At 61.2% G+C, this 19,925-nt stretch carries 23 protein-coding genes; 9 read left to right on the top strand and 14 right to left on the bottom strand.

Annotated elements, in window-relative coordinates; all coding sequences use genetic code 11:
* Nucleotides 1-81: 81 nt before the first annotated feature.
* From rsmD to ACZ9BE_RS22790, 3 genes are read right to left on the bottom strand one after another with little or no spacing between them, the layout of a single operon-like run.
* Nucleotides 82-684, bottom strand: a complete 603-nt coding sequence (gene rsmD / locus ACZ9BE_RS22800; protein WP_041476826.1) for a 16S rRNA (guanine(966)-N(2))-methyltransferase RsmD — start codon at nucleotides 682-684, stop codon at nucleotides 82-84.
* On the bottom strand, nucleotides 684-2,174 hold the full coding sequence (locus ACZ9BE_RS22795; protein ID WP_150636927.1) for a M16 family metallopeptidase: 1,491 nt from the start codon (nucleotides 2,172-2,174) through the stop codon (nucleotides 684-686). Before ACZ9BE_RS22795 ends, rsmD begins: the two co-directional genes overlap by 1 nt.
* Complete coding sequence (locus ACZ9BE_RS22790; RefSeq protein WP_460094537.1) at nucleotides 2,167-3,522, bottom strand: M16 family metallopeptidase; 1,356 nt, start codon at nucleotides 3,520-3,522, stop codon at nucleotides 2,167-2,169. Before ACZ9BE_RS22790 ends, ACZ9BE_RS22795 begins: the two co-directional genes overlap by 8 nt.
* Nucleotides 3,523-3,866: 344 nt before the next feature.
* Between ACZ9BE_RS22790 and ftsY the strand changes: the two genes are divergently transcribed.
* The 4 genes from ftsY to rpoH all read left to right on the top strand — a co-directional run bounded on the left by ftsY (nucleotide 3,867) and on the right by rpoH (nucleotide 8,014).
* Nucleotides 3,867-5,354: a signal recognition particle-docking protein FtsY gene (gene ftsY, locus ACZ9BE_RS22785; RefSeq protein ID WP_150636925.1), complete on the top strand. Its 1,488-nt coding sequence runs from the start codon at nucleotides 3,867-3,869 to the stop codon at nucleotides 5,352-5,354.
* Nucleotides 5,351-6,022 (top strand): cell division ATP-binding protein FtsE, encoded by a 672-nt coding sequence (ftsE, locus tag ACZ9BE_RS22780; RefSeq protein WP_016772715.1) that lies wholly within the window; start codon nucleotides 5,351-5,353, stop codon nucleotides 6,020-6,022. The genes ftsY and ftsE overlap by 4 nt, the downstream gene beginning before the upstream one ends.
* The gene (ftsX, locus tag ACZ9BE_RS22775) at nucleotides 6,019-7,044 is read left to right on the top strand and encodes a permease-like cell division protein FtsX (RefSeq protein WP_016772716.1); all 1,026 of its coding nucleotides are present in this window, start codon (nucleotides 6,019-6,021) and stop codon (nucleotides 7,042-7,044) included. Before ftsE ends, ftsX begins: the two co-directional genes overlap by 4 nt.
* 115 nt (nucleotides 7,045-7,159) lie before the next feature.
* Nucleotides 7,160-8,014 carry an RNA polymerase sigma factor RpoH gene (gene rpoH, locus ACZ9BE_RS22770; protein WP_016772717.1) on the top strand — a complete coding sequence of 285 codons (855 nt, stop codon included), beginning with the start codon at nucleotides 7,160-7,162 and terminating at the stop codon, nucleotides 8,012-8,014.
* A gap of 179 nt (nucleotides 8,015-8,193) precedes the next feature.
* Here the strand turns inward: rpoH and mtgA are convergent, their stop codons facing one another.
* Nucleotides 8,194-8,916: a monofunctional biosynthetic peptidoglycan transglycosylase gene (gene mtgA, locus ACZ9BE_RS22765; protein WP_095181330.1), complete on the bottom strand. Its 723-nt coding sequence runs from the start codon at nucleotides 8,914-8,916 to the stop codon at nucleotides 8,194-8,196.
* Nucleotides 8,917-8,990: 74 nt separating this feature from the next.
* Here mtgA and ACZ9BE_RS22760 point away from each other — a divergent pair, with 74 nt between their 5' ends.
* The 4 genes from ACZ9BE_RS22760 to trmB all read left to right on the top strand — a co-directional run bounded on the left by ACZ9BE_RS22760 (nucleotide 8,991) and on the right by trmB (nucleotide 11,233).
* The gene (locus ACZ9BE_RS22760; protein WP_423663442.1) at nucleotides 8,991-9,371 is read left to right on the top strand and encodes a DUF423 domain-containing protein; all 381 of its coding nucleotides are present in this window, start codon (nucleotides 8,991-8,993) and stop codon (nucleotides 9,369-9,371) included.
* A gap of 71 nt (nucleotides 9,372-9,442) precedes the next feature.
* Nucleotides 9,443-9,643 carry a sulfur carrier protein ThiS gene (thiS, locus tag ACZ9BE_RS22755; protein WP_038861193.1) on the top strand — a complete coding sequence of 67 codons (201 nt, stop codon included), beginning with the start codon at nucleotides 9,443-9,445 and terminating at the stop codon, nucleotides 9,641-9,643.
* Nucleotides 9,644-9,703: 60 nt separating this feature from the next.
* Complete coding sequence (locus ACZ9BE_RS22750) at nucleotides 9,704-10,498, top strand: thiazole synthase (protein WP_476249966.1); 795 nt, start codon at nucleotides 9,704-9,706, stop codon at nucleotides 10,496-10,498.
* Nucleotides 10,499-10,507: 9 nt separating this feature from the next.
* Entirely contained in the window at nucleotides 10,508-11,233 is a 726-nt protein-coding gene (gene trmB, locus ACZ9BE_RS22745; protein ID WP_024014663.1) for a tRNA (guanosine(46)-N7)-methyltransferase TrmB, read from the top strand.
* Between the two features lie 128 nt (nucleotides 11,234-11,361).
* Here trmB and ACZ9BE_RS22740 read toward each other — a convergent pair whose 3' ends face one another.
* The 10 genes from ACZ9BE_RS22740 to ACZ9BE_RS22695 all read right to left on the bottom strand — a co-directional run bounded on the left by ACZ9BE_RS22740 (nucleotide 11,362) and on the right by ACZ9BE_RS22695 (nucleotide 18,801).
* Entirely contained in the window at nucleotides 11,362-11,910 is a 549-nt protein-coding gene (locus tag ACZ9BE_RS22740) for an RNA 2'-phosphotransferase (RefSeq protein ID WP_150636923.1), read from the bottom strand.
* Nucleotides 11,911-12,048: 138 nt separating this feature from the next.
* Entirely contained in the window at nucleotides 12,049-12,372 is a 324-nt protein-coding gene (locus ACZ9BE_RS22735) for a DUF3392 domain-containing protein (protein WP_008083808.1), read from the bottom strand.
* Nucleotides 12,373-12,394: 22 nt separating this feature from the next.
* Complete coding sequence (gene hemW / locus ACZ9BE_RS22730; RefSeq protein ID WP_056786374.1) at nucleotides 12,395-13,600, bottom strand: radical SAM family heme chaperone HemW; 1,206 nt, start codon at nucleotides 13,598-13,600, stop codon at nucleotides 12,395-12,397.
* Nucleotides 13,597-14,193 (bottom strand): RdgB/HAM1 family non-canonical purine NTP pyrophosphatase, encoded by a 597-nt coding sequence (rdgB, locus tag ACZ9BE_RS22725; RefSeq protein ID WP_108225072.1) that lies wholly within the window; start codon nucleotides 14,191-14,193, stop codon nucleotides 13,597-13,599. Before rdgB ends, hemW begins: the two co-directional genes overlap by 4 nt.
* Nucleotides 14,190-14,624: a DUF4426 domain-containing protein gene (locus ACZ9BE_RS22720; RefSeq protein WP_110644428.1), complete on the bottom strand. Its 435-nt coding sequence runs from the start codon at nucleotides 14,622-14,624 to the stop codon at nucleotides 14,190-14,192. Before ACZ9BE_RS22720 ends, rdgB begins: the two co-directional genes overlap by 4 nt.
* A gap of 26 nt (nucleotides 14,625-14,650) precedes the next feature.
* On the bottom strand, nucleotides 14,651-15,271 hold the full coding sequence (gene metW / locus ACZ9BE_RS22715) for a methionine biosynthesis protein MetW (RefSeq protein ID WP_056786380.1): 621 nt from the start codon (nucleotides 15,269-15,271) through the stop codon (nucleotides 14,651-14,653).
* Nucleotides 15,272-15,278: 7 nt separating this feature from the next.
* Nucleotides 15,279-16,418 (bottom strand): homoserine O-succinyltransferase MetX, encoded by a 1,140-nt coding sequence (gene metX / locus ACZ9BE_RS22710; protein ID WP_024014658.1) that lies wholly within the window; start codon nucleotides 16,416-16,418, stop codon nucleotides 15,279-15,281.
* 252 nt (nucleotides 16,419-16,670) lie between these two features.
* On the bottom strand, nucleotides 16,671-17,261 hold the full coding sequence (locus ACZ9BE_RS22705; protein WP_476249965.1) for a YggT family protein: 591 nt from the start codon (nucleotides 17,259-17,261) through the stop codon (nucleotides 16,671-16,673).
* An 11-nt stretch (nucleotides 17,262-17,272) separates the two neighbouring features.
* Nucleotides 17,273-18,091 (bottom strand): pyrroline-5-carboxylate reductase, encoded by an 819-nt coding sequence (proC, locus tag ACZ9BE_RS22700; RefSeq protein WP_476249964.1) that lies wholly within the window; start codon nucleotides 18,089-18,091, stop codon nucleotides 17,273-17,275.
* A 23-nt stretch (nucleotides 18,092-18,114) separates the two neighbouring features.
* Nucleotides 18,115-18,801, bottom strand: a complete 687-nt coding sequence (locus ACZ9BE_RS22695; RefSeq protein WP_071172225.1) for a YggS family pyridoxal phosphate-dependent enzyme — start codon at nucleotides 18,799-18,801, stop codon at nucleotides 18,115-18,117.
* Between the two features lie 56 nt (nucleotides 18,802-18,857).
* On the opposite strand from ACZ9BE_RS22695, the gene ACZ9BE_RS22690 reads away from it, so the two are divergent.
* The gene (locus tag ACZ9BE_RS22690) at nucleotides 18,858-19,892 is read left to right on the top strand and encodes a type IV pilus twitching motility protein PilT (RefSeq protein ID WP_041476813.1); all 1,035 of its coding nucleotides are present in this window, start codon (nucleotides 18,858-18,860) and stop codon (nucleotides 19,890-19,892) included.
* Nucleotides 19,893-19,925: the final 33 nt, after the last annotated feature.

Raw genomic sequence — 19,925 nt, 5'->3', positions numbered from 1 at the left:
ATTGCGGCAACCACTGTGGCGGACTGCGAGGCACTGGGTGCGGTAACTATCTACCGCACGCTAAAGCGCAGTGCGGATGGTTCAGGCGCTGCGCTGCCACAACGCGTAATACACACGACCGGATTTCTGTTCGCGGTGCAGGCGCCAGTTGCCCGGCAGGCCCAGCGTCGATGGCGCTGTTTCGCTTTCCGTGTAGATCCACGAATCGGCCGCCAGCCATTGGCGCTCTTCCAGCAAAGTACAAACCGCTGGCAACAGGTTCTGATTGAACGGCGGGTCGAGGAACACCAGATCGAACGGCGTCGCGGCCTGGGTTTCCAGGTAGCGCAGCGCGTCGGCGGTTTGTACCTGGCCGTTGCTGCAACGCAGGGTGCCGAGGTGTTCCTTCAGACTGGAAACTGCAACGTTGCTGGCGTCCAGCGCCTGGGCCGTGGCCGCGCCTCGGGACAGCGCTTCGAGAAACAGCGCGCCGCTGCCGGCGAACGGGTCGAGCACTTTCGCCCCTTCGACATAGGGCGCGAGCCAGTTGAACAGGGTTTCACGCACGCGATCCGGGGTCGGGCGCAGGCCCGGTGCGTCGGGGAAGCTCAGCTTGCGGCTGCGCCACTGGCCGCCAATGATGCGCAGCTGGTTCACGCCGTTGTGCACGTTTTGCACAGGTTTTTTCGGTGCTCGAGTGGCCATTAATGCTCCGGAACCCCGAGCGGTTGCTCGGCAGGTTTATCAGATGGGGCCGGTAACGGCTTTTGCGGCACGGTCGGGCCAGCGGTGACGATGACCATTTTCTCCGTGCTCAGGTGTTTGTTCAGCGCATCGCGGACCTGCTCTACGGTCAGGCTCTGCGACTGCCGCATGAAATCGTCGAGATAGCTCAGTGGCAGATTATAGAAGCCCATCGCGCCCAATTGGCCAACGATGTCGGCGTTGCTCGCGGTGGACAGCGGGAAGCTGCCGGCCAGTTCGCGCTTGGCATCGTCGAGTTCTTTCTGTGTCGGCCCGGTTTTCAGGTAGTCGGCGAGCACGTCCTGCACCAGTTTCAGGGTGCCTTCGCTCATCTCGGCGCGGGTCTGCAGGTTGATCATGAACGGGCCACGGGCCTGCATCGGGCTGAACGCCGAATACACGCCGTAGGTCAGGCCGCGCTTCTCGCGCACTTCGCTCATCAGGCGCGTACCGAAACCACCGCCGCCGAGGATCTGGTTGCCCAGCGACAGCGCGGCGTAATCCGGATCATCGCGATCGATGCCCAGTTGCGCGAGCATCAGGTTGGTCTGTTTCGACGGAAACTCGATGTGGTTGACGCTGGCTTGCGGTTCCTGCGGCGCAGCGATTTTCGCCAGTGCCGGGCCTTTCGGCAGGGCAGAGGAGACCTGATTGGCGATCGCCTCGGCTTCGGCTCGCGACAAATCACCAACCAGTGCAATCACAGCATTGCCGGCGGCGTAGGCCTTGGCGTGGAACTCGCGCAATTGCGCGACGGTAATCTTCGGCACGCTTTGCGGATTGCCGTCGCTGGAATGCGCGTACGGGTGATCGCCGTACAGACGCTTCATCAGCTCCAGGCTGGCGAGTTTGCCGGGGTTCTGTTTCTGGTATTCGAAACCGGCGAGCAGCTGGTTCTTGATGCGCGCGAAGGAATCGGCGGGGAAGGTCGGTTTGCCGACCACATCGGCGAACAGCTTCAACGCCGGTTCACGCTGCTCAGGTGCGCTCAGGCTGCGCAACGAGGTCAGCGCCATGTCCTTGAACGCACCGTTGCCGAAGTCGGCCCCAAGGCCTTCAAAACCCTGGGCGATAGCGCCGACGTCTTTGCCGGCGATGCCTTCGTTGAGCATGGCGTTGGTCAGCACGGCGAGGCCGGGCGCGTTGCCGTCCTGGCTGCTGCCAGCGGCGAAGATCAGGCGCATGTCGAACATCGGCAACTCATGCGCTTCGACGAACAGCACTTTGGCGCCTTCAGCGGTGTTCCAGGTCTGCACATCGAGCTTGCGGCTGGCCGGGGCCTTGCCATCGAGTTCGGCCAGCGATTGCAATTTCTGGCTGGACTTGGCGTTATCCAGGGCTTCGCTGGCGTGGCTGTCAGCGCCGGGCGACAGATACACAGCCGCCGAGCCGATCACCGCGACAGCAATCAGGCCAAGCAGCATCAGGCGTGGGGTTTTGCGCTCACTCATGAGTCGTCTCCAAAGGCAGGACGTGGGCGACGCTGAGACGTTCGCGGGTGAAATACTTTTTCGCGGCGTTCTGGATGTCTTGCGGGGTCACGCTTTCCAGATCGGCCAGTTCGGTGTCCATCAGCTTCCACGACAGACCGACCGTTTCCAGTTGACCGATCGCGGTGGCCTGGCTGGTGATCGAGTCACGCTCGTAGACCAGGCCGGCGATGACTTGAGCGCGGACGCGTTCCAGCTCTTCGGCAGACGGCGCGGTGGTTTTCAGTTGCTCAAGCAGTTTCCACAAGCCGGCTTCGGCCTGGGCAATGGTCTTTTTCTTCTGCGTATTTGGCGTGGCCGACAGGGTGAACAGGCTGTCACCACGGGTGTAGGCGTCATAGTCCGACGAGCCGCCGGAGACCAGCTCTTCGCCACGTTCCAGCTGCGTCGGGATGCGCCCGCTGTAGCCGCCATCGAGCAGCGCGGAGATCAGGCGCAGGGCGTTGACCGAGCGTTTGTCTTCAGCGGTAGCAATGCTCGGCACGTTGAAGCCAAGCATCAGGCTCGGCAGTTGGGTCTGCACGCGCAGGGTGATCTGGCGTTCGCCGGGCTCGGCCAGTTCCAGCGGTTTTTTCGCCGGTGGCACGTCGCGTTTGGCGACCGGGCCGAAGTAGCGCTGGGCGAGGGTTTTCACTTCGTCCGGAGTGACGTCACCGACCACCACCAGCGTGGCGTTGTTCGGCGCGTACCAGGATTGGTACCAGTGGCGCAGTTCCTCGACTTTCATACGGTCCAGGTCAGCCATCCAGCCGATGGTCGGCGTGTGATAACCGCTGGCCGGGTAGGCCATGGCCTTGTAGCGCTCGTAGGCCTTGGACATCGGCTTGTCATCGGTGCGCAGGCGGCGCTCTTCCTTGATGACTTCGACTTCCTTGGCGAACTCGTCGGCCGGCAGGCGCAGATTGGCCATGCGGTCGGCTTCCAGCTCAAACGCCACGCCGAGACGGTCACGGGCCAGCACCTGGTAATAAGCAGTGAAGTCGTCGCTGGTGAACGCGTTCTCTTCGGCGCCGAGGTCGCGCAGGATCAGCGAGGCTTCGCCGGGGCCGACTTTTTCGCTGCCCTTGAACATCATGTGCTCAAGCGCGTGGGACAGACCGGTCTGCCCCGGAGTCTCGTAGCTGGAGCCGACCTTGTACCAGATCTGGGAAACGACCACCGGCGCACGATGGTCTTCGCGCACGACGACCTTGAGGCCGTTGTCGAGGGTGAATTCATGGGTCGGTTGCGGGTCGGCCGCCAGGGCCGAAAGGGGCAGGCAGACTGCGCTGAGCAGCAGGCCAGCAGCGCGGCGGGCTAGAGCATTCATTCGTTTTTCAACCTGTTGGGCTGCCCGCTTGGTCTTAGCGTCGGCGGGCGAGAGGGTGCTAGGATACTGATCAGTTTTACTGGCGGCCACGTCTATGAGGTTCTGCAACCTGATAAGGCTGAATGGGTTTGCGGCACAAGGCAGCGGTTTGGCAACCAGACCCTGCGTTTTCGCCGATTTTTGCCGGTTTAGATCATCGTAAAAACGATCCTTGAGGTGCTTTCGGTGCCTCGACAAAATGTTGCGCGTGAACAAGCTGGGTGAAACACAGTCTGTTCTGCATCGAATATTTATTTGCCGGGGCGCCCTGTTGGCGCGTCGCTACCGTGAGATAGCCGTCCTCCATGTTTGGTTCCAACGACGACAAGAAGAGCCCAGCTGCGGCTGGCGAGAAGAAAAGCCTGTTCGGATGGCTGCGGAAAAAACCGCAGGAACCCGTCGTCGAACAGCCGCCCGCGATTCCTGAACCGGCCCCCGCGCCAGCTCCTGTAATAGAAGAAGAGCCGGCGCCGATTGTGCTGCCGATCGCCGAGCCGGTGCTGCAACCGGAGGCTGAAGCCGAGCCGGAAGCGCCCGCCGCTCCCGAACTGCCGCTGACGCCCGCCGCCGAGCCGTGGCTGACCTTGCCGGTGGCAGAAGAGCCGGTGGCCCTGGTTGAAGAAGCGGCGCCACATGTGACGCCGGTGATTCCTGCGCCGGTTGCCGAGGTGGCTGCGCAGCCTGTGCCTGAGCCGGTTGTCGAGCCAGCGCCGGTCATTTCTGAACCCGCCGCCCCGGTTGTCCCGCCGTCGGAGCCTGCACCGATTGCCGCTGCGCCGGTTGTCGCTCCGGTCGCTCCGGTCGTGCCGGTCGAAGTCCCTGTAGAAGCGCCAGTCGAAACCCCGCGCACCGAAGAAACCAAAGCCGGTTTCTTCGCCCGCCTCAAGCAAGGCCTGTCGAAGACCAGCGCCAGCATCGGCGAGGGCATGGCCAGCCTGTTCCTCGGGCGCAAGACCATCGACGATGACCTGCTCGACGACCTCGAAACCCGACTGCTGACCGCCGACGTCGGTGTCGAGGCTACGACGCAGATCATTCAGCGTCTGACCCAGAAGGTTGCGCGCAAGGAACTGGCCGACGCCGACGCTCTGTATAAATCTCTGCAGGCTGAACTGGCAGCGATGCTCAAACCGGTTGAACAACCGCTGAAAATCGCCTCGCAGAACAAGCCTTTCGTGATTCTGGTGGTCGGCGTCAACGGCGCCGGCAAAACCACCACCATCGGCAAACTGGCGAAGAAGCTGCAACTGGAAGGCAAGAAAGTCATGCTCGCCGCTGGTGACACCTTCCGTGCTGCGGCGGTAGAGCAATTGCAGGTCTGGGGCGAGCGCAACAAGATTCCGGTGATCGCCCAGCACACCGGCGCCGATTCCGCTTCGGTGATCTTCGACGCCGTGCAAGCGGCCAAGGCTCGTGGCATCGACGTGCTGATCGCTGACACCGCCGGTCGCCTGCACACCAAAGACAACCTGATGGAAGAGCTGAAAAAGGTTCGCCGGGTGATCGGCAAGCTCGATGCCGACGCGCCGCATGAAGTGCTGTTGGTGCTCGACGCCGGCACTGGCCAGAACGCGATCAACCAGGCCAAGCAATTCAACCAGACCGTCGAACTGACCGGTCTGGCGCTGACCAAGCTCGACGGTACCGCCAAGGGCGGGGTGATTTTCGCCCTGGCCAAGCAATTTGGTCTGCCGATCCGCTACATCGGCGTCGGTGAGGGCATCGACGACTTGCGTACCTTTGAAGCCGAACCCTTTGTCCAGGCACTGTTTGCCGAGCGGGAGCGTTCATGATTCGTTTCGAACAGGTCGGTAAACGCTACCCGAACGGTCACGTCGGCTTGCATGAGCTGAGCTTTCGAGTCCGTCGTGGCGAGTTCTTGTTTGTCACCGGCCACTCCGGTGCCGGTAAATCCACGCTGTTGCGCCTGTTGCTGGCAATGGAACGGCCGACCAGCGGCAAATTGCTGCTCGCCGGGCAAGACCTGAGCACCATCAGCAACGCGCAGATTCCATTCCTGCGCCGACAGATCGGCGTGGTGTTCCAGAATCACCAGTTGCTGTTCGATCGCACGGTGTTCAACAACGTCGCCTTGCCGCTGCAGATCCTCGGCCTGTCCAAGGTCGAGATCGCCAAGCGCGTCGATTCGGCGCTGGAGCGCGTGGCGCTGTCGGACAAATCCGATCTGTACCCGGGCGATCTGTCCACCGGTCAGCAACAGCGCGTCGGCATTGCCCGCGCCATCGTCCATCGCCCGGCCTTGCTGCTGGCGGACGAACCGACCGGTAACCTCGACCCGCGTCTGGCCGCCGAAATCATGGGCGTGTTCGAAGACATCAACCGTCTGGGCACCAGCGTGCTGATCGCCAGTCACGACCTGGCACTGATCGCGCGCATGCGGCATCGCATGCTGACCCTGCAACGCGGCCGCCTGATCGGCGACGGGGAGGCCGGGGTATGAGTGCGACACGCAGTCCTAAGGTTTCCGAGCGCGTGGCCCCGAAGGCCGCCGATCCGCAACCGCAGAAAAAGAAAAAGCACGACGATGATGACGGCCCGGACTTCGCCACGCTGTTTCGCGCCTGGATCGAAAGCCATCGCGCCAGCCTGCTCGACAGCCTGCGCCGTCTCGGCAAACAGCCGATCGGCAGCTTCTTCACCTGCATGGTGATGGCCGTGGCGTTGAGTCTGCCGATGGGGCTGTCGCTGTTGCTCAATAACGTCGAACGTCTCGGCGGTTCCTGGCAGCGCGCGGCGCAGATTTCACTGTACCTGCAACTCGACGCCAGCCCGGAGCAAGGCGAAGCGCTGCGTGAGCAGATCAAAGGCATGCCGGGGGTAGCTGATGCCGAATATGTCGGCCGCGATCAGGCGCTGGAAGAGTTCCAGCAGCAATCCGGCCTGGGCGAAGCCCTGCGTGAGCTGCCTGACAACCCTTTGCCGGGTGTGGTGCTGGTGACACCGAACGAAGTCGACAAGCCGACACTCGAAGCATTAAGACAAAAACTTTCCGAGCTGCCGAAGGTACAACAGGCGCAACTTGATCTAGTCTGGGTCGAGCGTCTGGCCGCCATCCTCAAGCTTGGCGACCGCTTTGTCTTCGGTCTGACGGTGCTTTTGGTGTCTGCATTACTTTTGGTGATAGGCAATACCATTCGTCTTCATATTGAAAACCGCCGCACCGAGATAGAAGTGATTAAACTCGTCGGCGGCACTGACAGTTATGTGCGCCGCCCTTTCCTTTATATGGGCGCGTTGTATGGCTTCGGTGCAGGGCTGTTGTCCTGGGGCGTATTGGCGTTCGGCCTCAACTGGCTGAACGATGCGGTGGTCGGACTGGCCGGCTTGTACGGCAGTGATTTCGCCCTGGCCGGTGTGCCAGTGGCCGACGGTCTGTCGCTCTTGCTTGGCGCGGTGCTGTTGGGTTATATCGGTGCATGGATTGCAGTCGCACGTCATCTCAGGGAGCTGGCGCCGAAGTAGAATCTTTTTTGCGCGTGATTGACCTTGCGGTTTTTATGGGAACTTGTACCTGAGTTCCCGGTCAATTTTTCGCAGTGCCGAGAGGCACGAGTATGTGAGTGGGAGGTTTTTTCGTATGACCAATTCTTTGCAACCTGCGTATGCATTGGTTCCGGGTGCGAACCTGGAAGCCTACGTGCACACCGTCAACAGCATTCCATTGCTGACGCCGGAGCAGGAGCGTGAACTGGCCGAGAGTCTCTACTATGAGCAGGATTTGGGGGCGGCTCGGCAGATGGTGCTCGCCCACCTGCGTTTTGTCGTACACATTGCCCGTAGCTATTCCGGCTACGGTCTGGCTCAGGCTGACCTGATCCAGGAAGGCAACGTCGGCCTGATGAAGGCCGTCAAGCGCTTCAACCCGGAGATGGGCGTGCGTCTGGTGTCGTTCGCCGTGCACTGGATCAAGGCGGAAATTCACGAGTTCATCCTGCGCAACTGGCGCATTGTGAAAGTCGCGACCACCAAGGCCCAGCGCAAGCTGTTCTTCAACCTGCGCAGCCAGAAGAAGCGTCTGGCGTGGCTGAACAACGAGGAAGTCCACCGTGTGGCGGAAAGCCTCGGCGTCGAACCACGTGAAGTGCGCGAGATGGAAAGCCGCCTGACCGGCCATGACATGGCCTTCGACCCGGCTGCCGAAGCCGACGACGACAGTGCTTTCCAGTCTCCGGCCAACTACCTGGAAGACCACCGGTACGACCCGGCGCGTCAACTGGAAGATGCCGACTGGAGCGACAACTCCAACACCAACCTGCACGAAGCACTGGAAGTGCTGGACGAGCGCAGCCGTGACATCCTCTACCAGCGCTGGCTGGCGGAAGAGAAAGCCACGCTGCACGATCTGGCGCAGAAGTACAACGTGTCGGCCGAGCGAATCCGTCAGCTCGAAAAGAGCGCGATGAACAAGCTCAAGTTGTCGATCGCCGCTTAACTGGCGAATCCGCAATAAAAAACGCCCCGATCAGCGATGATCGGGGCGTTTTCATTTCTGTTTCAACACAAATCCCTGTGGGAGCGAGCCCGCTCGCGAAAGCGGTTTATCAGTACCATCAATGCAAGCTGACACACCGCTTTCGCGAGCAGGCTCGCTCCCACATTGGAATTTCGGTGTTATTCAGCCCAAGGCGCCCGCCGCGAATCGTTCAGCCCGAGCAAGTAACTGTCCCCGCCCAACTGACTCATCTGCTGCCGAATCCACCCAGCCCGGCGCGATACATAACCGGTCGGATGGCTGGCGCTCCACACCCGTGGATTGGGCAGTACGGCAGCCAGATAACTCGCCTGCTGGCGCGACAATGACTTCGCGCTCACACCAAAGTGATGGCGGGCCGCCGCTTCAGCGCCAAACACGCCGTCATCCCACTCGACGCTGTTCAGGTACACCTCAAGAATCCGCTGCTTGGGCCAGAACACCTCGATCAGCGCGGTAAACCACGCCTCCAGGCCTTTGCGCAGATAACTGCGGCCCGACCACAGAAAGAGGTTTTTCGACACCTGTTGGCTCAAGGTGCTGGCACCGCGAATCGAACCGCCCAGTTCGTTGTGGGCCAGAGCAGCCTGAATCGCGCGCAGATCGAAGCCCCAGTGCTCGGGGAATTTCTGGTCTTCGCCAGCAATTACCGCCACTTTCAGGTCATCGGAGATCTCGTTCCACGGTTTCCAGGTGCGCTGCAGGTCAATCGGCTCGCCGTCGACCCAGGATTCGACCTTGCGCTCGACCATCAACGCCGTGCCCGGCGGTGGCACGAAGCGAAACACCAGCACCAGCAAGACACTGCCGCCGGCGAACCAGAGCAGGGCCTTCGTGAGACGACGGAAAATTGAACGCAGCATAGAGATGGCTTGGCCGAACCCGTGGAGCGGGCCATTATACAGACCCTGCCGATGGCGTCTGACTGGAGTTCCTCATGCTGCGTGGCTTTTTGATGCTGGCCGCTTTTTTCGGATTCACCGGTGTTGCGCTGGGTGCGTTTGCCGCCCACGGCCTGAAAAACCGTCTGACGCCGGAATACCTGACGATTTTCCACACGGGCGTCACCTACCAATTGGTGCACACACTCGCACTGTTCGGCGTTGCGCTGCTGGCCACGCAGATTCCAGGGCGGCTGGTCACTTGGGCCGGCGTGTCCTTCACCGTCGGCATTGTGTTGTTCTCCGGCAGCCTGTATCTGCTGACCACCTCCGGCATCAGCAAGCTCGGCATCATTACCCCTTTTGGTGGCCTCGCGTTTCTCATCGGTTGGGTTTGCCTCGGCCTCGCCGCTTGGCGCTTGCAGCTAACCGCTTGACGCTTGGTACTGACCTTTAGGTCATGATCGGGCTAGAATGCCAGCCCCTAAAAATGATGGCGGCGTTGTGCATGCGCATTCAGTTGAACGGTGAGTCCTTTGAACTGCCCGACGGTGAAACCGTTGCGGGCCTGATCACCCGTCTGGATCTGGCCGGACGTCGGGTGGCGGTCGAGCTCAATCTGGACATCGTCCCGCGCAGCCAGCATGCCGACACTACGTTGAACGACGGCGACAACGTCGAAGTGGTCCACGCCATCGGCGGCGGCTGATCGCCCGGCCCGCAAGGGCACAGAATTCTGCAAGACCCTCACCCTTAAAGAGGATTCCCCATGAGCATCGTTCGTAGCGACAAGCCTTTTGTGCTGGCCGGTCGTACTTACCAGTCGCGTTTGCTGGTCGGTACCGGCAAGTACCGTGACATGGAAGAAACCCGCCAGGCCATCGAAGCCTCGGGTGCCGAGATCGTCACCTTCGCCGTACGCCGCACCAACCTGGGCCAGATCGAAGGCGAGCCGAACCTGCTTGAAGTGTTGTCGCCGGATCGCTACACCTTCCTGCCGAACACTGCCGGTTGCTACGACGCCATCGAAGCCGTGCGCACCTGCCGCCTGGCGCGTGAACTGCTCGACGGCCACAATCTGGTGAAGCTGGAAGTGCTGGCCGACCAGAAAACCCTGTTCCCCAACGTGATCGAAACCCTCAAGGCCGCCGAAACCCTGGTCAAGGAAGGCTTCGAAGTGATGGTCTACACCAGCGATGACCCGATCATCGCCCGGCAACTGGCGGAAATCGGCTGCATCGCGGTGATGCCGCTGGCCGGTCTGATCGGCTCCGGTCTGGGTATCTGCAATCCGTACAATCTGCAGATCATCCTCGAAGAAGCCAGGATCCCGGTGCTGGTGGATGCCGGTGTCGGTACTGCTTCCGACGCGACCATCGCCATGGAACTGGGTTGCGACGCTGTACTGATGAACTCGGCCATCGCCCACGCCCAGCAACCGGTCATGATGGCGCAAGCCATGCAGCACGCCATCGTCGCCGGTCGCCTGGCGTACCTCGCCGGCCGCATGCCGAAAAAACTCTATGCCAGCGCCTCTTCGCCGCTGGATGGTCTGATCAAGTAAGAGCCATTGATGACTGAATCGAACGACACGCCTGTCCAGCCGGACGAAGGCGACGAGCGCCAACACCGCCGCATCAAGAGTTTCGTGATGCGCGCCGGGCGCATGACCGAAGGCCAGCAACGCGGCCTGGATCAGGGCGCGCCGCTGTATGTGCTGCCGCTGGCCGATGCGCCGGTCGATTACGACCAGGTGTTCGGCCGCTCGGCGCCGCGCTCGCTGGAAATCGGTTTCGGCATGGGCCACTCGCTGCTGGAAATGGCCGCGGCCGCTCCAGAGCAGGATTTCATCGGTGTTGAAGTACACCGTCCGGGTGTCGGCGCGCTGCTCAATGGCGTGCTGACCCAAGGGCTGACCAACCTGCGGGTCTACGATTGTGACGCGATCGAAGTGCTCAATCGCTGCATCGCCGACAACAGCCTCGATCGCCTGATGCTGTTTTTCCCGGATCCGTGGCACAAGAGCCGCCACCACAAGCGCCGCATCGTCCAGGCCTCGTTCGCTGAACTGGTGCGCAGCAAGTTGAAGGTTGGCGGCATTCTGCACATGGCCACCGACTGGGAGCCTTACGCCGAGTACATGCTGGAAGTGATGAACGTCGCCCCGGGGTACCGCAACCTTGCCGAAGACGGCAAATGCGTCCCACGCCCGGCCGAACGCCCGATCACCAAGTTCGAACGCCGTGGCGAACGCCTTGGCCATGGCGTGTGGGATCTGAAGTTCGAAAAGATCGCATAAGCATCACGCAAAAAAACTGTGGGAGCGAGCCTGCTCGCGAAAGCGGTCTGACGTTCAACGATGATGTTGGATGTCAAGACGCCTTCGCGAGCAGGCTCGCTCCCACAATTGTTTTGTGTATGAGGAGATTACAGGGGGGCAAGAAATCGAGCGGGCACCTGCTCTGTCAACCAGACGCCATTTTCGGCCTGATAGAACTTGAAGCCCTGTTCTTCCATCTGCTTGGCGGCAACCTTCAGAACGACTGGCGTTCCGTAGCGTTGACCCACGGCCGACGCGGTGGCGATCTCGTCGGACAGATGCACCTGATGGCGTTGTCCTGGAATCAAGCCTTGTCTGTGGATCGAGTCGAGAAAACGCGTCGCTGTTCCGTGGTAGAGCGTTTGCGGTGGCTGTTTCTGCTCGAATTGCAGATCAACGCTTTTCGTCGAGTGGCCTTGAACAGCGCGTATACAGTGGCCATCAGCGGAAATCGTAAAACGCTTCTTGTCACTGCTGGTCACGACGTTTTCAATCAGCTCACGACTTAAATGCCTGCCATCACGCGCCGCGCCGCTGATCAGTGCTTCGATATTTGCCCAGCCTTCCGAATTCAGATTCAGTCCGATCGCCTGAGGCTCGTGACGCAACACGAAGCTAAGAAATTTGCTCGTCTCATCCAGTAGTTTTTTACTCATGAACTTCCCTTTCATTGCGATCAACTGTGGGAGTGAGCCTGCTCGCGATTGCGGACTGACAGTCACCGAAGAGGTTGAATGTCAGACCACTATCGCGAGCAGGCTCACTCCTACATTCGTTTTGGGTGTGCCGAAAGATCAGCGGCGATCAGCAACCACGCCGATCAGCACCAGTACCACCAGCAGCACCGGCGCCAGGCTGTAGTTGTTGAACTGGCTCAGGCCTTTGATCACCCATGGCGTGGCGTAGATCAGCGCGGCGCCGCTGCCGATCAGGCAGAGCAGGGCCATCAGGGGCACGCGCAGGGCGCCGGCGATGCTGCCCAGGCGTTGCTCGACCCAGCCTTTGAAGTCAGCGCCGAACAGCACCAGCAGGCAACCGACCAGCGCCAGGGCGATTTCCGAGAGATTGCTGCGGCTCCAGCGGGAGACGGTGGCCAGCAGGTCGAGTATCAAATCCATGCGTTTTCCCTTTGAGCTGAAGTCAGTTCAGAAATTGTTGCAGCAAATCGTTGAGGAACAGTTGGCCGCGTTCGGTCGCCGCCAGGCGTGACGGTTCGACCTGCAACAGGCCGCTTTGTTCGGCCTCGCGCCGGCCTTCGGCGAGGGTGTCCAGCGACAGGCCGGTGCGTTCCGGATACAGGCGCGATTCGACCCCGGCAGTCAGGCGCAGGGCGTTCATCAGGAACTCGAACGGCATCTCGTCATTGCTCAGCGATTTCTCGCCGGCCTGAAAGCTTTTCGCCGGGTTCAGATAATCCTTCGGCAGGCGGGTTTTCCATGTGCGCACGATGCGCCCGTCCGGGTGGCTCAACTTGCCATGGGCGCCGGCGCCGATGCCGATGAAGTCGCCGAAGCTCCAGTAATTAAGGTTATGCCGCGCCGGTCGACCGGCCTGGGCATACGCCGACACTTCGTACTGCGCGTAACCGTGCTCGGCCAGCAGCGCCTGGCCGGCTTCCTGAATGTCCCACAGCGTATCGTCTTCCGGCAGCACTGGCGGCTGATTCCAGAACACCGTATTCGGCTCCAGCGTCAGTTGATACCAGGAAATGTGCGTCGGCTTCAGCGCGATGGCCTGGCGCAGATCGCTCAGGGCATCGTCCAGCGACTGATCGGGCAAACCGTGCATCAAGTCCAGGTTGAAGTTATCGAACCCTGCCTGTCGCGCCATGCCCGCCGCACGCACGGCTTCGTCACCGTTGTGGATGCGGCCAAGGGCCTCAAGCTTCTCCTGCTGAAAGCTCTGGATACCGATCGACAGCCGATTGATCCCCAGCTTGCGATAGGCGACAAACTTCTCCTGCTCGAAGGTGCCCGGATTGGCCTCAAGGGTGATTTCGATGTCGGCAGCGAACGGGATGCGTTGTTCGACGCCCTTCAACAAACGCCCGAGGGCTTCGGCGCTGAACAGGCTGGGCGTCCCGCCACCGAAGAAAATCGAAGTCAGCTCACGGCCATACACCGCATGCAGATCCTGATCGAGATCGGCCAGCAGCGCGTCGACGTATTCCTGCTCCGGCAGCACCGGGCTGGCGGTGTGCGAGTTGAAATCGCAATACGGGCATTTGCGCACACACCACGGAATGTGGATGTACAGCGCCAGGGGCGGCAGAGTTGGCAGCGGCGCCCGAGGCGAGGACGCGGCGCCGCCGATAATCAGCGACGACGCGGAAGAATCAGTGGTCATTTCAAGCCCAGACGCTGGCGCAGCAGATCCATTGCACGGGCGCGGTGGCTGATCTGGTTCTTGTCGGCCGGGCTCAGTTCGGCGCTGGACACGTCACGTTCCGGCACCCAGAACAGCGGGTCGTAACCGAAACCGTGTTCGCCGCTGGCAGCGGTGAGGATGCGCCCGTGCCACAGGCCTTCGCAGAGAATCGGCAGCGGATCATCGGCGTGGCGCACCAGTGCCAATACGCAGACGAACTGCGCGCCGCGCTCGGCTTGCGGTACGTCCTTCAGCGCATCGAGCAGTTTGGCGTTGTTCGCCGCATCGCCCTGGCCGTCGGCGTAACGCGCCGAGTAGATACCCGGCGCACCGCCAAGGAAATCCACCGCCAGCCCGGAATCATCGGCCAGTGCCGGCAGCCCGGAAATGCGCGCGGCATTGCGGGCCTTGAGGATCGCGTTCTCGACAAACGACAGGCCGGTTTCTTCCGGCTCGACCTTGCTCCACTCGCCAATCGAGCGCAGTTGCACCGAGTCGCCGAGCATGGCCTGGAGTTCTTTGAGTTTGCCGGCGTTATGGCTGGCCAGTACGAGCTGCTTGATGTTCATCATTCGCCGGGAAAGAGTTCTTGGTTGAAATTGATAGTGTTGATCTTGTCGCCGTTCTGCACCTTGATTTCAAAGGTGCGGGTTTCCTGCTGCGGCACCGGGTACTGGGCGATGTAGTAGATCGCGCCCTGTTCGGTGACCTGGCGGAAGTTCAGCGGCACGCTGTTGCTGGTCAGGTCCTTGATCGTGCCGGTGACGCTGGCGATCACCGGTTTGCCGTCCTTGACCACCGAGACGTTGATCACGCCTTGGTTCTTGCTGCGGATCAGCTCGGCAGCCTTGGCGATGTCCGGTTGCAGGAACGTCGAGTTGAAGGTGTTGTAGTGCACCGTGATGTCGCCGAAGGTTTCCTTGCGCTCACCTTTGATGACGTCCGCCGCCATGGTGCTGGCGCTCAGGCAGGCGGTGAATAACAGCAACGCTAGACGGCTCATGTTCGTGCTCCTTCAAATGCCCTGGCTCAGACCGCGACTCGGGCGTCCGCCAACTGCGGACTGCTGACGCGGTAGATACCGATTTCACCTAACAGATTAGGCCATAGCTTACTGGCCCACCCGTGGCGGTGCTGTTGATCCACGGCAAGCCGATCAATGACCTTGGCGTCACGTTCGCGGCACAGTTCTTCGAAATCCTCGAAGGTGCAGAAGTGAATGTTCGGCGTGTTGTACCAGGTGTAGGGCAGGAATTCCGAGACCGGCATGCGGCCCTTGCTCGCCAGATACCAGCGGCAGCGCCAGTGGCCGAAATTGGGGAAGGTGATGATGCACTGCCGGCCGACCCGGAGCATTTCGTCGAGGATCTTGTCCGGGTAATGCACCGCTTGCAGGGCCTGGGTCATGACGACGATGTCGAAACTGTTGCTGGCAAAATTGCCCAGGCCTTTGTCCAGATCCTGCTCGATGACGTTGATGCCCTTGGCCACGCACTCGGCGATGTTGTCGGCGTCGTTTTCCAGGCCATAACCGGTGACGTTCTTGTTGTCGCGCAGCCAGGTCAGCAGCTCGCCGTCACCGCAACCCAGGTCGAGGACGCGGCTTCCGGCGGGGATCCATTCCTGGATGATTTCCAGATCAGCTCTCATGGCTTTCTCACAACGAAATGCGGTTCATGTAATTGCCGAACGCCTGCAAATAACGCGGGATCGGAATCAGGAAGGCGTCGTGGCCCTGGGGCGCGTCGATTTCCAGATAACTGACGTCCTTGCGCGCGGCCATCAACGCATCCACGAGCTCGCGCGAGCGTGCAGGGGAGAAGCGCCAGTCGGTGGTGAATGACATCACGCAGAACTTGGCCGTGGCGTTTTCGAAGGTTTTCGCCAGATCATCGTCGAAGTTCGCCGCCGGATCGAAGTAGTCCAGCGCTTTGGTCATCAACAGATAAGTGTTGGCATCGAAGCGCCCGGAGAACTCTTCGCCCTGATAACGCAGGTAGCTTTCGACCTGGAACTCGACACTGTGGAAGTCGTAGTTGAGCTTTTCGCTCTTCAGGCCACGGCCGAATTTCTCACCCATGGAGTCGTCGGACAGATAGGTGATGTGGCCGACCATGCGCGCGAGCATCAGCCCGCGCTTGGGGATCACGCCGGCTTCCTGGAACGAACCGCCGTGGAATTCCGGATCGGTGAGGATCGCCTGGCGCGCGACTTCGTTGAAGGCGATGTTCTGCGCCGACAGTTTTGGTGCCGAGGCGATGGCCAGGCAGTGCCGCACGCGATCCGGGTAGGTGATGGTCCATTGCAACGCCTGCATGCCGCCGAGGCTGCCGCCGATCACCGCCGCCCACTGGCCGATGCCGAGCAGGTCAGCCAGGCGCGCCTGGCTGTGCACCCAGTCTTCGACGGTGAGCACCGGGAAGTCGGCGCCGAACGGCTTGCCGGTCTCCGGGTTGATACTGCTCGGGCCGGTGGAGCCGTTGCAGCCGCCGAGGTTGTTCAGGCTGACCACAAAGAACTTGTTGGTGTCGATCGGCTTGCCGGGGCCGATGCAGCTGTCCCACCAACCGGGCTTGCGGTCATCGACGCTGTGATAACCAGCGGCGTGATGATGACCGGACAGCGCGTGGCAGATCAGCACGGCGTTGCTCGCCTGGGCGTTCAGCGTGCCGTAGGTTTCATAAATCAGGTCATAAGCGGCCAGCGAACGGCCACAGGCCAGCGTCAGCGGTTCGCTGAAATGCGCGGTTTGCGGCGTTACCAGACCAACAGAATCGGCGGGAAAGGCAGTTGGCATCGACCCTGCTCTCGTTGAAATGAGGCGTAAGTCTAAAGACCGTGGGGGGTAGCGGCAAGCGGCCCTCACCCTAACCCTCTCCCGGAGGGAGAGGGGACTGACCGCGGCGATCTTCAGAGTGATGCTGACCTGAGATATCGAGTCGAACTCAGGCCTTGAAAACAACCCGATCGGCTCCCTCTCCCTCGGGAGAGGGCTGGGGTGAGGGGCGCAGGCGACGCCGACATCAAGACGAGCGCCCATCCCCCGACCTCACATCAGCAAACGCAGAATCTCCGGCATCATCGTCATCGCCGCCAGATTGTTGATCACCAGCATGTCGATCAATTTCAGCGCAAGGAAGGCGAAGATCGGCGACAGATCCAGGCCGCCGAGGTTCGGCAGGAAGCGGCGGAACGGTGCCAGCGCCGGTTCGCAGATCTGGTTGACCAGTTCAGCACCCGGATTGTGGCTGCCCGGTGCAACCCACGACAGAATCACGCTGATGATCAGAGCGAAGAAGAAGATCTTCAGGAACAGTGCAGTGACGCCGATCAGCGACCAGATCAACAGTTGCAGCGGGTTGCCGGTGGTGCCGTAGGTCAGCAGCAGGGTCAGCGCCATCAGCAGCAGTTGCACCAGAATCGCCAGCACCAGCGACGACATGTCGAGGCCGAACAGGCTTGGGATGACCCGGCGCAAAGGCTTGAGCAGCGGCTGAGTGGCCTTGACCACGAACTGGCACAGCGGGTTGTAGAAGTTCGCCCGCACCAGTTGCAGGACGAAGCGCAGCAGCACGATCAGCAGGTACAGGCTGCCGAGGGTTTGCAGCACGTAAACCGCTGCGGTGTTCAATCCGATCATGTAAGGCTCCTTTATTTGCCCAGTTGTTCGGCCATTTCGGCCGAGCGGTGCGCGGCGGCGTCGAGTGCGGTTTCAACCAGCGCTTCGAAGCCGCCAGCCTGGAATGATTTGATCGCAGCTTCCGTGGTGCCGTTTGGCGAGGTCACGCGGCGACGCAATTCGGCGGCGTCGACATCGCTGGACACCGCCATGTGCGCGGCGCCCAGAGCAGTCTGCACGGTCAGTTGCTCAGCGATCTCTTTTGGCAGGCCAAGTTTGACGCCGGCGGCGGTCATGGCTTCGATCAGCAGGAAGAAGTACGCCGGGCCGGAGCCGGACACTGCGGTGACCGCGTCCAGTTGCTGTTCTTCCTCCAGCCACAGGGCGATGCCGACGGCGGACAGCAGCTCTTCGGCTTGCTGACGCTGCTCGGCGGTTACTTCGCTGGTCGCGTACAAACCGCTGACACCCTGACGCAGCAGCGCCGGGGTGTTCGGCATGCAGCGCACGATCGGCTGTTCGCCGAGCCACGCGGTCATGCTTGCGCAGGTAATGCCGGCGGCGATCGACACCACCAGTTGATTCGGTTTCAGGCTTGGGCGAATCGCCTCGCACACGGCTTTCATCGCCTGTGGCTTGACCGCCAGCACGATGACATCGACGCCGTCGATGGCCTGGGCGTTGTCAGCGAAGGTTTCGATGCCGTGTTCGGCGCTGACCTTGGCACGGGTGTCTTCGCCCGGATCGCTGGCGCGGATCTGTGCCGCTTCCAGACCTTTGGCGCGCAAGCCGCCAATCAGACTGGCCGCCATGTTGCCCGCACCGATAAACGCAATACGTGTGTTGCTCATGTGTGGTCCTTATCTGGAAACGTTCAAGACTGGGAGTAATCTCTGGCGCCAAACAGCGCGGTACCGATCCGCACCCAGGTAGCGCCTTGGGCGATGGCCGACTCGAGATCGTGGCTCATGCCCATGGACAGTGTGTCGAGCGGCAGAGCGAGGCTCGCCTGCAATGTCTGCACGGCGGCGAAGGCAGCGTCCTGTTCAGCACGCTCTTCGGTCGGCTCGGGAATCGCCATCAGTCCGCGCAGTTTCAAGCGTGGCAACGCGCTGATGGCCTCGGCCAGCGCTGGCAGATCGGCCGGCGTGCAACCGGATTTGCTCGCCTCGCCACTGACATTGACCTGAATGCAGATGTTCAGTGGCGGCAGTTCGGCCGGGCGTTGTTCGGACAGGCGTTGGGCAATTTTCAGACGATCCACGGAGTGCACCCAGTCGAAATGCTCGGCAATCGCGCGAGTCTTGTTCGATTGAATGGGGCCGATGAAGTGCCAGATCAAGGGCAGGTCGGCCAGCTCCAGCTGTTTGCCCAAAGCTTCCTGCAAGTAGTTCTCGCCGAAGTCGCGCAGGCCGGCGGCATAGGCTTCACGCAGGGCCTGGGCGGGTTTGGTCTTGCTCACGGCGAGCAAATGGATGCTGTTTTCGTCGCGGTGCGCAGCTTTGGCCGCTGCCTGGATGCGCGAACTAACCTGAAGGATGTTGTCTGCTATCGTGGACATCAAGAGGCGCCGGCGGTCTGTAGGTTCGCGGCATTCTACTGGAATTGAGGGACGCTATGGATATCACTGAACTGCTGGCCTTCAGCGCCAAACAGGGCGCTTCCGACCTGCACCTGTCGGCCGGCCTGCCGCCGATGATCCGTGTCGATGGCGACGTGCGACGGATCAATCTGCCGGCGCTGGATCACAAGCAAGTGCACGAGCTGATCTACGACATCATGAACGACACCCAGCGCATCGAATTCGAGAAAAATCTGGAAACGGATTTTTCCTTCGATGTACCCGGCGTGGCGCGCTTTCGGGTCAACGCATTCAACCAGAACCGTGGCGCCGGCGCCGTGTTCCGCACCATTCCGTCGAAAGTGCTGAGCATGGAAGACCTCGCCATGGGCGATGTTTTCCGCAAGATCACCGATGCGCCGCGCGGGCTGGTGCTGGTCACCGGGCCGACCGGCTCCGGCAAATCGACCACGCTGGCGGCGATGATCGATTACCTCAACACCCATCGCCATCACCACATCCTCACCATTGAGGACCCCATCGAGTTCGTCCATGAATCGCGCAAATGCCTGATCAATCAGCGCGAAGTCCATCGCGATACGCGCAGCTTCGCCACCGCACTGCGCTCGGCGCTGCGTGAAGACCCGGACGTGATTCTGGTCGGCGAGATGCGTGATCTGGAAACCATTCGCCTGGCGCTGACCGCCGCCGAGACCGGGCATCTGGTGTTCGGCACGCTGCACACGACCTCAGCGGCGAAGACCATCGACCGCGTGGTCGACGTGTTTCCCGGCGACGAGAAATCGATGGTGCGTTCGATGCTGTCAGAGTCGTTGCTGGCGGTGGTGTCGCAGACGTTGATCAAGAAGATCGGCGGCGGGCGGGTGGCGGCGCATGAAATCATGCTCGGGACATCGGCGATCCGTAACCTGATCCGCGAGGACAAGGTGGCGCAGATGTATTCGGCGATTCAGACCGGTGGGTCGTTGGGGATGCAGACACTCGATATGTGCCTGAAGGATCTGGTGACCAAGGGCCTGATCAGCCGCGAGCATGCGCGGGAGAAGGCGCGTACGCCTGATAATTTCTGAGGGTCGCTGGTGCGGCTGCCGGCCCCTTCGCGA

It is taken from the genome of Pseudomonas sp. TE9122 (assembly GCF_056278925.1).
This window is presented reverse-complemented; position numbering and strand designations above follow the sequence as displayed.